Annotated in this window: 12 protein-coding genes; 8 read left to right on the forward strand and 4 right to left on the reverse strand. The window is 65.2% G+C overall.

The features are described 5' to 3' along the window. Positions 1–2 precede the first annotated feature (2 nt). The gene (locus EI545_RS04595; protein ID WP_125324379.1) at positions 3–1181 is read left to right on the forward strand and encodes a M24 family metallopeptidase; all 1179 of its coding nucleotides are present in this window, start codon (positions 3–5) and stop codon (positions 1179–1181) included. A 130-nt stretch (positions 1182–1311) separates the two neighbouring features. On the opposite strand, the gene EI545_RS04600 is transcribed toward EI545_RS04595, so the two are convergent. From EI545_RS04600 to EI545_RS04610, 3 genes are read right to left on the reverse strand one after another with little or no spacing between them, the layout of a single operon-like run. Beyond that, on the reverse strand, positions 1312–2019 hold the full coding sequence (locus tag EI545_RS04600) for a VIT1/CCC1 transporter family protein (RefSeq protein ID WP_125324380.1): 708 nt from the start codon (positions 2017–2019) through the stop codon (positions 1312–1314). Next, on the reverse strand, positions 2016–3356 hold the full coding sequence (locus EI545_RS04605) for an ATP-binding protein (protein WP_125324381.1): 1341 nt from the start codon (positions 3354–3356) through the stop codon (positions 2016–2018). The genes EI545_RS04600 and EI545_RS04605 overlap by 4 nt, the downstream gene beginning before the upstream one ends. Then, positions 3353–4012 (reverse strand): response regulator transcription factor, encoded by a 660-nt coding sequence (locus EI545_RS04610; RefSeq protein ID WP_125324382.1) that lies wholly within the window; start codon positions 4010–4012, stop codon positions 3353–3355. Before EI545_RS04610 ends, EI545_RS04605 begins: the two co-directional genes overlap by 4 nt. Before the next feature lie 133 nt (positions 4013–4145). Here EI545_RS04610 and EI545_RS04615 point away from each other — a divergent pair, with 133 nt between their 5' ends. The 6 genes from EI545_RS04615 (at position 4146) to EI545_RS04640 (ending at position 10220) form a co-directional block, all read left to right on the forward strand. Next, on the forward strand, positions 4146–4460 hold the full coding sequence (locus EI545_RS04615) for a PepSY domain-containing protein (RefSeq protein ID WP_125324383.1): 315 nt from the start codon (positions 4146–4148) through the stop codon (positions 4458–4460). 55 nt (positions 4461–4515) lie between these two features. Next, positions 4516–4881, forward strand: a complete 366-nt coding sequence (locus tag EI545_RS04620) for a hypothetical protein (RefSeq protein WP_164517210.1) — start codon at positions 4516–4518, stop codon at positions 4879–4881. Positions 4882–4906: 25 nt separating this feature from the next. Next, the gene (locus EI545_RS04625; RefSeq protein ID WP_125324385.1) at positions 4907–5377 is read left to right on the forward strand and encodes a DUF2271 domain-containing protein; all 471 of its coding nucleotides are present in this window, start codon (positions 4907–4909) and stop codon (positions 5375–5377) included. A 12-nt stretch (positions 5378–5389) separates the two neighbouring features. Beyond that, entirely contained in the window at positions 5390–7597 is a 2208-nt protein-coding gene (locus tag EI545_RS04630) for a PepSY domain-containing protein (protein WP_125324386.1), read from the forward strand. Next, positions 7578–8534 carry an FAD:protein FMN transferase gene (locus EI545_RS04635; protein WP_125324387.1) on the forward strand — a complete coding sequence of 319 codons (957 nt, stop codon included), beginning with the start codon at positions 7578–7580 and terminating at the stop codon, positions 8532–8534. The genes EI545_RS04630 and EI545_RS04635 overlap by 20 nt, the downstream gene beginning before the upstream one ends. Before the next feature lie 297 nt (positions 8535–8831). Beyond that, the gene (locus tag EI545_RS04640; RefSeq protein WP_125324388.1) at positions 8832–10220 is read left to right on the forward strand and encodes an ATP synthase subunit I; all 1389 of its coding nucleotides are present in this window, start codon (positions 8832–8834) and stop codon (positions 10218–10220) included. 119 nt (positions 10221–10339) lie between these two features. On the opposite strand, the gene EI545_RS04645 is transcribed toward EI545_RS04640, so the two are convergent. Next, entirely contained in the window at positions 10340–11326 is a 987-nt protein-coding gene (locus tag EI545_RS04645; RefSeq protein ID WP_164517211.1) for an SH3 domain-containing protein, read from the reverse strand. Between the two features lie 637 nt (positions 11327–11963). Between EI545_RS04645 and EI545_RS04650 the strand changes: the two genes are divergently transcribed. Beyond that, entirely contained in the window at positions 11964–12539 is a 576-nt protein-coding gene (locus tag EI545_RS04650; protein ID WP_125324390.1) for a FecR domain-containing protein, read from the forward strand. The last annotated feature ends 11 nt before the right edge of the window (positions 12540–12550 follow it).

Consider the following 12550-nt stretch of genomic DNA (forward strand, 5'->3'; position numbering starts at 1 on the left):
CGATGGACCAAGCCGCACTCGCCGCCCTGCCCTATAGCTTTGCCAAGCTGGACGACCTGATGGAAAAGGCCGGGATCGACGTTCTTCTCGTCACCTCGAAACACAATACCCAATACCTTCTGGGCGGCTACCGCTTCATCTTCTTCTCGGCCATGGATGCCATCGGCCACAGCCGCTACTTGCCGGTCATCGCCTATGTGAAGGGCGCGCCGGACAAGACCGCCTATGTCGCCAACAAGATGGAAGGCGGCGAACATGCCAACCACCCGTTCTGGACGCCGCATTTCCTGCCGATGTCATGGGGCTCGGTCGACAGCATGTCCGAAGCTGTCCGCCATGTCAGGGACCACGGCCCCGCCTCGCCCCGCATCGGGGTAGAGCCTTCGTTCCTGCCGATGAACAGCGCCAAAGTGCTGGAAGCAGCCTTCCCGAACGCGCCGCTGATTGACGCAACCGGCCTGCTGGAGCGTCTGCGCGCAGTAAAGACCGATGCCGAACGCGCGCTGCTCAAGCAGGCGTCCGAGGCGATAACCGGCGCCATGCAGGCAACGATCCGTGCCTCAGGTGAAGGCGACAGCAAGTTCCAGATCATCGACCGGCTCCGCCGTGAAGAAACCGAGCGCGGTTTGCAGTTCGAATACTGCCTGCTGACGCTGGGGGCGTCGCACAACCGGGCAGCATCGTCCCAGACCTGGAACAGTGGCGAGGTGCTGTCGATCGATTCTGGCGGCAACCTCAAAGGCTATATCGGCGACATCTGCCGGATGGGCGTTCTGGGCGAACCCGACGCCGAGCTGATCGACCTTCTGGCCGAGGTGGAGACGGTCCAGCAGGCCGCCTTCGCAAAGATCCGCGCCGGCGCCCTTGGGGGCGACCTGATTGCTGCGGGCGAAGCAGAACTCGCGCGGCAGCCGAACCGGGCCTGCACCGACTTTTTCGCCCATGGAATGGGAGTCATCACGCACGAAGCACCGTTTCTCATGACAAACCACCCCGTCGCCTATGAAGGCACAGACGCATCCCACGCCTTGGAGGCGGGTATGGTTCTGTCGGTGGAGACAACGATGCTTCACCCAAGGCGGGGTTTCATCAAGCTTGAGGACACACTGGCGGTGACGGAAGCCGGGTACGAGCTTTTTGGGACAACCGGCCGAGGCTGGAACATTTCCGAACGCCGGTAGGGCAAGCCCTCTTGAGGCTGCAACGCTGAACAGTCGCAAGGTGCACAGAGTCCAAGACGAGGCGCACCACCATCGGATCGACGGCCGACCCAGGATTTCCCAGGCTTGCAATCGTCGGGAACGGTAAAGATCAGACACTCACGCCGAAGATCCAGCCGACGCCTGCAGTGATCGCCATGGCGGCGGCCCCCCAGAATAACACTCGGGCCGTGGCCGGCAGTTTCGGGGCGCCGCCTGCTGTGGCACCGATGGCCCCGAGGGCCGCAAGGCTGACCAGTGTCGTGATGACGACAGCCGGGATGATCTGCGTGGCTGGGGCCAGCAACGCCGCGGCAAGGGGCACTGCGGCAGCGATTGTGAAGGTGACACCCGAGGCGAAAGCCGCCTGCAAGGGGTTGGCGGCGTGAACCTCAGACAGGCCCAGTTCATCGCGGGTATGGGCGGCAAGGGCGTCCTTCGTCGTCAGTTCTCGCGCCACAAGGGCCGCCGTGGCGGGCGAGAGGCCCCGGGATTCGTAAATCGATGCAAGCTCAGCCTCTTCCGCCTCGGGAGTGTCGATCAGCGCCTGCCGTTCCCGGGCGATGTCAGCGTGTTCGACGTCGGACTGCGAACTGACCGAGACATACTCCCCCGCAGCCATCGACATGGCCCCGGCGGCAAGGCCAGCCGCGCCAGCCACAAGAACGGCCGTCGGGCTGGGATCGGCTGCGGCGACACCGACGATGAGGGAGGACACGGAAACGATCCCGTCATTCGCACCAAGGACCGCCGCACGCAACCAGCCGGCGCGGTCGAGGTAGTGGAGCTCCTTGTGGGCCGAGGTATAGGCGAGGGTCATCTTGAAGGTTCCTGATATGGGGTGCCGCGCAGCAGGATGCTGGCGGAAAAGCCGGTGGATTTGCCGGAAAGCGGGGAAGCGAGGCGCAGGGGCGAACCAATCCGTTCGGCAATGGTGTGGACGATGGCAAGGCCAAGGCCGCTGCCGTCACCGGCATCCTTGCCGCGTACGAAGCGGCCGGACAGGGCCGCAAGGTCATCGGGCAGGATCGGCGGGCAATCGTTTTCGACCGTGAGGATGCCTTGCGGGTCTAGGGTGACCGCTACGGGTCCCTGCCCATGCCTCAGGGCGTTTTCAATCAGGTTGCGAGCGAGGATTGCGACGGCGTCAGGGTCGATGTCAGAGGCGATTGGCGTATCTGGCAGCGTAAGGGTCACACGCCCGGCGTCTGCGCCTTGGGCGAAGTCGCCCGCGACAATCCGCAGGATCGGACGCAGGTCTTGGGGGGTGTCGGTCAACAGCCGTGCGCCCTCGGCCCTTGCAAGTTGCATCAGGCGTTCGGACAGTCGGGTCAAGCGTTTCAGCGTCGCCTCGACCTCTTCCGCACGACGCACGCTTTCGGGGTCGGTTGCCGTCTGACGCAGGCGCTGCACCTGGGCTAGCGCGCCCGCCAGCGGCGTGCGGAGTTCATGCGCGGCGTTAGCGGTAAAGCTGCGCTCGGCGGCAAACGCGGTGTCGAGGCGGGCGAGAAGCTGGTTCAGCGTGTCGGCGATCGGGCGCAGTTCGGTGGCCATGTCCTCGGTCGGCAGCGGCGACAGGTCCTTTGCCCCCCGCCGCGCCAGTTGGGCGCGCAATTGCACCAGCGGGCGCAGGCCATAGCCCAGACCGTAGAAGATCCCCGCGATGCTGAGGGGGATCATGACGACCAGTGGCAGGGCCAGCGAAAGGGCCATCTCGCGTGCCACCTCGCGCCGGTGGGACAGGGGTTCGGCGATGGTCAGTGCGACTGTGCCGCTGACGGCGGACTCATGGTAGAACCGCTGGTCATCGGCCTGATGAAACCCGGTATCGCTGAAGGCGGGAAACCGCGCAGGGTCCGCGCGATGTGAGGTCAGAAGGATGCGGCCCCGGTCGTCACGGACGATGTAGGTGAAGTATTCCTCGTGCTCGTCTAGCGCCATCACGCGCTGGGTCACCCCTTCCTCCTCACGCCCAAGCACATCGACCACGGCCAGTTGCAGGATGCGCTGTCCGGTTTCCTGCAGGGAGGAATCGAAGACTTCATCCAGTTCCGAGGTCAGCAGCCGCGCCGTCACCAGTGCCGTGCCCAGCCAGATCAACGTGACGATCAGCGACAGGGCGCCAGCAGATCGCAGGCGGATCGAGGGGCGCGTCATGCCGGACCCAGCCGGTAGCCAAGCCCGCGTTCCGTCAAGATGACCATTGCCCCCAGCTTCTTGCGCAGGTGGCTGACGTGCACTTCGATCGTGTTGCTTTCGACCTCGGCGTCGAAGGAATAAAGCCGTTCCTCCAGCTGCGGCTTGGACAGAAGTTGTCCGGGTTTCTGCAGGAAGGCTTCGAACAGCACCCACTCGCGGGCGGTAAGGGGGATGTTGCGCGTGGCCTTGGTCACCCGGCGGTCGGCAAGGTTGATGGACAGCTCACCCAGTATGATCAAGGGGTTGGGATTGCCCGAATAGCGCCGTGCCACAGCCCCGATGCGGGCTGAAAGCTCGGAAAGGTCGAAGGGTTTGACAAGGTAGTCGTCGGCCCCGGCGTTCAGCCCTTCGATCCGGTCGGACACCTGATCCAGTGCCGTCATGATGATGACCGGGGTCTGGCTCCCCTTGGCCCGCAAGCTGCGCAGGAAGGGCAGCCCCCTGCCGTCGGGCAGCATGAGGTCAAGCAGGATCAGGTCGAAACTGGTTGTCGCAAGGGCTTCCGACGCCTCGTCCAGCCGGGCAGCCCAATCGACGGAATGACCTTCGCCTTCCGCCTGCTCTCGCAGGGCGGTAGCGATCACGCGGTCATCTTCGATCAGCAGGATACGCATCTGGGCTGTCTCCTTCGGTCCCCCGATAGCGCGTCAACCTGACGGCCACCTGAAGCAGATACCCGGCCGGCTTCAGGCTGACGTCAGCTTCGCGCGGCACAAGGTATGCAGGGACCGAAGCGGAGTGTCGTCGATGATCGGGATATCAACAAGACTGATGCTGACCCTGGCGCTGATCACCGCCCCGGCTTTTGCCGGCGATGATTGCGCCGTGCCGATGACCGACTGGCAACCGCGCGAGGCGGTGATGCGGTTGGCCGCCGAAAACGGCTGGAATCTGCGGCGGATCCGGATCGATGACGGCTGTTACGAGGTGATCGGCCGCGATGCGGAAGGCCGCTCCATCGAGGTCAAGCTCGACCCGGCAACATTGGCGGTGATCGAGATGGAGTTCGAGGAGGTCCACGAAGATGAAGATGAGCAGGAAGAGGATGGCCATGACGATTGATCCGGCACCGGGCGCAGACGCGCGCCGCGAAACTCTGACCCCATGGAGAAACCCGATGAAACTTGCCTTTGCGCTTTTGCTGATGAGCACGACCCTTGGCGCGGGTTCAGCAGCTTTTGCCGCCGGGCAGGGCCTGTCCCTGTTCCCCGATGCCAGCCTTGCATCCCGCCCCGCGCCGGATGCGGCCCTGACGCTGATCGACGATGACGGTGCGGAAGGCGACGACAAGGGTGAAGGCGGCTGGTTCTGGTCGCTGTCCGGGGGCGACGCTGCGGAGGATGACGACGATTGCGATGAGGGGGACGACGACGACGATTCTGCAGCCAGGGGCACCGGCAATGCTGCCAAGGCGGGCACTGCCCCGCCGCCGCAGAACGGCCTGTTCACCAACGGCACCGCGCCGGTGGTGAAGTCGAACTGATCCTTTCAATCCCGGAGTATCCAAGATGAAATCCCTGATCGCAGCCCTTGCGCTGTCCACCGCCCTCGTTGCCCCCGGCCTTGCGCTGGCACGGCCCGTCACTCTGACCGTCAACATGGCGCAATATGGTGGGCCGGGGGCCTACCTGGCGATCTACGTCACCGATGCCTCGGGGGCCTATGCGGGCAGCCTCTGGATGGCTGGCGGAAAGTCGAAATACTACAAACACCTGACCGACTGGGCGCAGTTTACCGGCGGTGACGTCGCGCAGGTGGACGGGATCACCGGGGCCAGTGTCGGCTCGGGGCGAAGCCTTGAGCTGACCATGGATCTGGCGGACGCCCTCTTTGATGCGGGCTACACCCTGCACATCGACGCCGCGGCAGAGGACATGCGCGACAGCCCGAATGAAGTGGCCGTGCCGCTGACCGCCGCTGGTGCCGGGGTGCCCGCGCCGGGCCGCCGCTACATCGCCGATTTCACCTACGGCTTCTGATCGGACCCACCCATGCTTCGCCAAGTTCACCGCTGGCCCGGCCTGTTGGCCGCCACCTTGATCCTCGCCCTTGCGCTCAGCGGGGCGGTGTTATCGCTGTTCCCGGCGACGGAGCGGCTGTCTGCGCCAACGTCGGTCACCGGGCAGACCGTTGGCGATCTGGCGGCAAAGGTGCTGGCGGCGCACCCGGGGGTGGAGCAGATCCGGCGGTCGCCTTCCGGCAAGATCACCGCTTACTGGTTTGATGCCGATGTGGCGGGGGCTGCAGTCGTGGACCCGGCTACGGGGCTGGACGTTGCCAGTGCCGACAAGGGCGCGGTGCAACGGTGGCTGACCGATTTTCACCGGTCACTGCTTCTGGGGGACGCCGGGCGCTACGCCACGGCTGCGGGGGCGTTGGCGCTGCTGGTGCTGGCCCTGTCCGGGGCGCTGCTTGTGGCACGGCGGCAGGGCGGCTGGGGTCGCTGGTTTGCGGCGATCAGGGGGCCATGGACGGGGCGGTGGCATGCAGAACTGGCGCGGGTGGCGGTGGTTGGGCTTGGCCTTTCCGCACTGACGGCGTTGTGGATGGCGGCGGCGACTTTCGACGTGCTGCCGGTGGACGAGGCGAACCCCGCCATGCCCTCGGCGGTCAGTGGTGAGGTGGGCATGTCGCCCGCCGCGATGATCGCGCTGCAGGAAACCCCTGTGGCTGACCTGCGCGACCTTACATTTCCCTATGCCGGAGACGCGGAGGATGTCTTCACGCTAAGCACGGGGGCCGGAACTGGCTTTGTCGATCAGGGCACCGGGAAGATGCTGGTCTGGCAATCACCGGGGCCATGGACCGTCTTGGGTGAGTGGATCTATCTTCTTCACACGGGTGATGGTGCTGCCCTCTGGGGATTGATCCTTGGCCTTGCGGCGCTGACGGTGCCGGTCCTGTCGGTGACCGGGGGGCTGATCTGGTGGCGCAACCGCCAAAGCCGCCCGCGTCTGGCGGGGATGGTGGCGGCGCCGGTGGCCGAGACGGTGATCCTTGTCGGCAGCGAGGGTGGCAGCACCTGGGGCTTTGCCGCGGCCCTGGCCCGCGCGGTGCAGGGCCATGGTCAGGGCGTGCATCTGGCACCCCTCTCCACCTTCGCGCCGCTGGCCTACAAGCACGCCAAGCGTATTGTCATCATGACCGCGACCTGGGGCGATGGCGATGCGCCGACCTCGGCCAAGGGGGCGCTGGAGCGGCTGGCGACGGCTGGCCCGCTGGCAGGAGTGCCGCTTGTCGTGCTTGGCTTCGGAGACCGCAGCTTTCCCGCCTTCTGCGCCTATGCGGAAGCGCTGGAAGCCACCGCCAAGGCCGCAGGCTGGACCATGCCCTTGCCGCTGGACCGGATCGACCGGCAATCGCCGCAAGCCTTTGCCCGCTGGTCGCGCACCTTTGGCGAGGGGATTGGCCTGGCCTTGGACATCACTCACCAACCCCTGCCACCGCAAAGCACGGCCCTGCGTCTGGTATCGCGCATGGACTATGGCGAAAGCGTTCAGGCCCCTACGGCGATCCTGCGTTTTGCTGTGCCGAAGGTGGACCTTTGGCACCGGCTGACCGGGCGTGGCTTCGGGCGGTTCCGGGCGGGCGATCTGCTTGGTATCGTGCCAGAGGGCGATACGGTCGCGCGGCTTTACTCGCTGGCCTCAGGCGAGGCGGACGGGTTCATCGAGATCGTCGTGCGCAAGCATCCGGGCGGGCTTTGCTCGGGGCAGCTGCTGACCTTGCAACCGGGGGACGCGGTGCAGGGGTTCCTGCGGCCCAACCCGGGGTTCCAGCCGGACCGGTCGCCAGCGCCGCTGATCCTGATCGGCGCGGGCACCGGGATCGGGCCGCTGGCAGGGTTCCTGCGGGCCAACCGAGGGCATCGACCGATGCACCTGTGGTTCGGCGCGCGCCACCCGCAAGCGGATTACCTTTACGCTGACGACCTTGCCACATGGCAGGTCGACAGCCGCCTGACAGGCCTCCACACCGCCTTTTCCCGCACTGGACGGCGGCACTACGTGCAGGACGCGCTGCGCGAGGATGCCGAAGCGATCCGCCGACTCATGGTGGACGGTGCCCGGGTCATGGTCTGCGGCGGCCGCGAAATGGCGCAAGGCGTGCGCGACGCGATGACCGAAATCCTGCTGCCCTTGGGACTGTCGCCTGCGGCACTGAAGGCGGGGGGGCGCTATGCCGAAGACACCTACTGATCTCAAGCAGACGCTTGGCGGCGCGACTATGGGCACGCGTTGGTCAGTGCTGATCGACGCACCGATATCCGATCCCACCGTGCAATCCCACTTTCAGGCCGCAGTGGACGAAGTCGACGCCCAGATGTCGACCTGGAAACCCGAGAGCGACCTGATGCGTCTGAACGCGGCGCCTTTGGGCAGGTGGGTTCCCCTGCCGGACCGTCTTCTGACCGTGCTGGAGGCCGGGCTTGCCATAACCCGCCAGACCAACGGGGCGTTCGAAATGAACATCGGTGACGCCGTCCGCGCCTGGGGCTTCGGGCCGGATGCCATCGACCTGCCCGCAATCCGCGCTGCAAGTTCGGCGCCACGCGTTCCCGCCAGCGCGGCGCTGGAGCTGGATAGGGGCAACGGACGCGCCCGCAAATCGGCTGCGCTGGCGCTGGATCTGTCCGGCATCGCCAAGGGCTATGGGGTGGACCGCCTTGCCGAAACGGCGAGGGAGTTAGGCTTCGACCACGCGCTTTGCACCATCGACGGCGAGGTTCGGGCCCTAGGCCCGCAACGCGACGGGCGGCCTTGGGTGATCGGGATCGAGACGCCGGATGGCAGCACCACCAGCCAACACTCCATTCTGGAACTCAAGGACATGGCCGTAGCCACCTCAGGTGACTACCGCCACTTCGTGACGGTGGGCATCACGCGCCTGTCGCACACGATGGACCCGCGCCGCGGCGCGCCATTGGTGGCTTCCCCGGCCTCGGTCACGGTGCTGTCGCAGTCCTGTATGCTGGCGGATGCGATGGCGACGGCGCTCATGGTGCTGGGCGACCGGCAGGGACCGGATTTCGCAACGGCGAATGAGATCAGTGCGCTGTTTCTGCTTCGCGTCCCGGGCGAGATGGTCGCCCTCGGCACCGGTGTCTTCGCCGCAACGGGCGAAGGCAGCGAATAGCGGTGGTCCGGATAGTCTCGGCCGGACGAACTCCTTGGAACGCGCGTCTCGAAAATCTGTTCGTATTACTGATCAATTTGGCTTTGATCGGTCCCAAGTGGGGCACGCACGCTGATCCTCGCCGTGTTGGGCGGTACCATGGTCGACGAAGTCGAAAACGCGCTGCGATCAATGCTCATCGGCAACCGTCCGCGACCGCATATTTGGGTTGGGAGGGGTCCGGAAACGGCGCGCTTTGTAAAATCACGACGCCTTGCTATCTTGCGGTGCAGACGTCGGAAAAAGGCGGTGCGGTCCGTGAAGCAGGCGATCGTCATCTTGCACGGCATGGGCGAACAGGTACCCATGACGACGCTCAACTCGTTCGTCCGGTCGGTCTGGACGACGGACGATACGCTCGTCGATCCCGGTAAGCCCGATCCGAACACAGGCGGCTCCCGCGACCGCAACGTATCCTGGGCGAAGCCCGACGCGCGCAACTCCTCGACGGAACTGCGCCGCATTACCACCGAGCGCGACAGGGCCGGTAACTACACCGATTTCTACGAGTACTACTGGGCGCACCTGATGCAGGGTACGACATGGGAACACGTCTCGACCTGGATCAAGGACCTGCTGCTGCGTGATCCGCGCACGCGGGTACCGAAGCGCGTGTTTCACGCCTGGGTCGTGCTATGGATCGTTGCGCTGGCAGTGGTCGGCCTGACGGCATGGGGCCTTTGGCCCAAGGCCGAGGCACCCAAACCCTGGCTGGCGTGGCTTTCGGCGCTGCTGGGCATGGCGACATCGGCCTTCGTGTCGGCAGTTCTGATCAAGCGGTTTGGCGACGTCGCGCGCTACGTCAAGGCGCTACCCCCCAACGTGGCCAAGCGCCACGCGATCCGGCAGGCAGGCGTCGACCTGCTGGCACGGCTGATCGACACCAAGGAGTACGACCGCATCGTGGTCGTCGCCCATTCGCTGGGCACCATCGTAGCCTACGACATTCTCGCGCAGCTCTACAGCTACTACAACACGCACGGCGGCAACGGCCCACAGCCCGAACGCCACAGGCTGGAGCAAATGGTCCGCGATGCGCTGGCCGGTGGCAAACTGGACATCGACGCCTACCAGGACCAGCAGGCGCGCGCCTTCGCCGAGGCCCGCGAACAGGGCGCGCCATGGATCGTGTCTGATTTTATCACGCTGGGCGCGCCTCTGGCCCATGCCGAGTTTCTGATCGCCGAAAGCCACGACGACCTGCGCGAACGGCAGCGTGACCGCCTGCTGCCGACCTGTCCGCCGGTGCTGGAGTATGACGGCACAACGAAACTGCTGCACTTCACCTATTCCACCGCCCGCGACCGCGCGCTCGAGGATTGCCGCACTCCGCACCACGCGGCGCTTTTCGGCTTTACCCGCTGGACCAACCTGTATTCTCACGAGAAGGGCATCCTGACCGGCGACCTGATCTCCGGCCCGGTGGGCGATGCCTTCGGCCTTGATGGGAAGGGCTGCGTGGTCAGCGGCATCCGCGACATCGCCGTGCTGCCGGCAATGACGGACGGCAAGGTGTCAGAAGGGCACCGGCGGTCGTTCTTTTCGCACAACAACTACTGGGCGCTCGACAAGGGGACCGAGACAACCACCCCCCGCGTCCCGCACCACATCGCCGAACTGCGCCGCGCGCTTCGGCTGTTGAAGTAGGCCATGCGCTTAAACGATCGCTCCAGATCGTGCTGTCCTGTGTGGACGCTCTGCCCCCGATTGATGCCCGGCCGATCGCCCCTAATTTCCCATGGTTCGGGCTGGGCATCGTCTGGTGGTTAGCCGCCGTTCACCAGCGCTTCGGGGAACTGATAGCGTTCGTCGCCGACGCTGATCGTAAACACGTCCCCGTCCTTGGTATAGCTGAGCGGCGCGGCCACGTCTGCCGAGACGGGCACCCCACCCTCGAACAGGATCGCGCGCTCGTTGCCGTCGCCCAGCGCAATCCAGACCCCGGCATTGCCCGGACCATCGCGTACTACGCCGAACAGGCAACTGCCCATCGCCGCGCCCGCCGCCGTGGCACAGCTGACCTCGCCCGTTGCATCGAAGGGCACGCCGTTACCCTTTGGTCCGCCCTCCGGCATCTCGGCCATGGCGGGGGCGGCGGCTTCGATCAGGTAGCGGCCCGCGACCCAGCCCTGCACGCCCGATCCGTCGACGCGGACGCTGCACCAGCGCGTCTGCCCAGTCATCCGGCATCCCCGGTTCTGGGCCACCTCGCCGTTCTGGGCCTTGCCGACCGCGCCATAGCGCGTGTCTGGACCCGACCGGATGTTCAACGCACCCTCAGTAAGCCCCGACACCTGCCACCAATCCGGCCCCCCGGCCAGGCCATCGGCAAAGTCCGCCCCGGCAAGGCCGATCCCAAGCGAATAGGTCGCGCTTTCATCCCGCCGGGATGCGTTGCGCATCAGGTAGACCTGAACGACGTAGGTGCCGGCCGCCGGCAGCGGAATGTCCGCCACATTGCCGGAGGTGGATCCGACAAACAGCGCCTCCTGCGCGCCTTCGGGAAGGATGTTGAAGTAAAGGCTCGCGTTCGAGGCCAGAAGATCAACGGAGAGCGTCTCCCCAACCTCGCCCGTGATCATGTAGGATGCGGTGTCCTCACCCTTCAGGCTGCCTTTCAGGATCGTACCCCCGGCCGCAGACTCGGCCGATATGGTCTCGGTCTGGGTGGACTGGGCAAAGCTGACCGGGGCGAACGCAAGGCAAAGGACAAGGCTGGCCGCAAAGGGGATTGAAGCACGGAAAGCGGACATGGCTGGTCTCCTGCAATCTTGTGATCGTGGCGGCGCGTGCGCAAACCTTCGTCTTTGATACCCGAAAAACACCTTCCTGCTATCCGAAAGGCGAAGCCTTCGCCGATCGGTCCAGATCGCAGGATCGAAGGCCGCTGTAGCGCCAATGATGTCTGCAGATCGTTCCAACAACGAAGCACACGCATAGACCCCGCAAAACGATCCCCGAGCCCGCCAAAGAGGGCACGGCGGCACTCGAGGATCGCAAGTACTCATCAATTGACAGCAGCCAACGCGCAGACCGCACCCTTGCAGGACGGGCGAGGCCGCCGATTGACTGACTGCAAACCCTAGGTGAAGTGATCTTGTCCGCTATCCGCTTTGCGAAACGCCATCGTCTACGCCGTGCGGGAGCGGGCTGGCCATGGGGATTGGTTCGACCGCCGGTGCGTCCCTCGATGGAACAGTGCCTGGTTCGCATTCGTCTGACGGCCCTGTGTCCGGATTTCTGACGTGACGAGACGGGAATTTTTCTGTACTTGAGTTGGGATGATCCGGGCTTCGCAGAATTGCTGTGCGGCTGGTTCAGAACGGGGGAAACGCCGTGGCCTGTTTTGAAGGACAATGCAATTTCATCAGTCGTCGCCGTGCCATTGGGATGGCGGGCAGCGCGGGATTGATCGGCCTTGCGGGCCCGGCATTTGCCGAACGCGCGGTTGGACATGTCACTGCTGTTTCGGGAAATGGCTTTGCCGGCGACACGCCCGTCCGTCCCCTGCGCGCCAGTGAAAGCTTGCAGATGGGCGACAAGGTCTGGACCGAAGCTGCGTCACGCGCGTCCTTGGCGCTTGATCTTGGCGCGGTTGTTCACATGGGACCGGAAGCCTTCCTGATCCTTGACCGCTTTGTGACCGAAGCCACCGGTGAGTTGACGTTGGAAGCCGGGGCAATCGTGTTCGAGCGAGGGGCCGAAGAGCCCGAGATTGATTTCCAGGTGCTTTCCACCTTCGCGCAGATCGGGTTGCGAGGGACCAGGTTCTTCGCGGGCCCAAACCGCGGCGTCTTTGCCGTTTTCGTGGATCATGGCAGTGTCAGCGTCACCGCGGGCGGCCAACAAGTCACGCTTGGCGCTGGCGATGGTGTCGACATCGCTGCTCCGGGCGCGCCGCCGTCCGAGGTCGTCCGCTGGCAACCGCCCCGCATTGCCGAGGCGTTCGAAAGCGTTCTGGGATGACTGCCGTGATA

It is taken from the genome of Tabrizicola piscis (assembly GCF_003940805.1).
GTDB lineage: Bacteria > Pseudomonadota > Alphaproteobacteria > Rhodobacterales > Rhodobacteraceae > Tabrizicola > Tabrizicola piscis.